The sequence below is a fragment of the Vibrio sp. 10N.222.49.A3 genome (assembly GCF_041475145.1).
Lineage (GTDB): Bacteria > Pseudomonadota > Gammaproteobacteria > Enterobacterales > Vibrionaceae > Vibrio > Vibrio tasmaniensis_A.
The window spans coordinates 1-405 of record NZ_JBFRVM010000117.1; the positions used below are offsets into that span (position 1 = coordinate 1).

The following is a 405-nucleotide window of genomic DNA, read 5'->3' on the forward strand; positions in this document are numbered from 1 at the left end:
AAACCACAACCGACCCAACGGATCCAAATCCGAAAGACACGGTGTTTGCGCAAATCAGCGTAGACCAAGCGAGCGTGACGGAAGGTGGCGAACTGACGTACACCATCACGTTAGTGGACAAAGACGGCCAGGCGGTCGACGTGCCAGCGGGTCAATCGGTGGCAGTGGCTCTGGACTGGAGTGGCGCAGCGGCAGGCGGCGCGGACACCAGTGCGTTGCCAAGCAGCGTGACTGTGACGGGCAACAGCACCAGCTTCAAAGTGCAAACAACCGACGATGCCTTGAATGAAGGCAGCGAGCAGCTGAACGTTCAAGTGACGGGCGTGACTGACACCGACAACAGCTTTGAGCAAGTGGCGGCGGCAACCGGTAATGCGGGTCAAGCGAACAGCACAGACGAAACCA

Annotated in this window: 1 protein-coding gene; it reads left to right on the top strand. The window is 59.0% G+C overall.

Features of this window, described 5'->3' with window-relative positions:
• The coding region (locus tag AB4589_RS18885) for a hypothetical protein (protein WP_372101490.1) at positions 1-405 on the top strand (405 nt) is incomplete at both ends.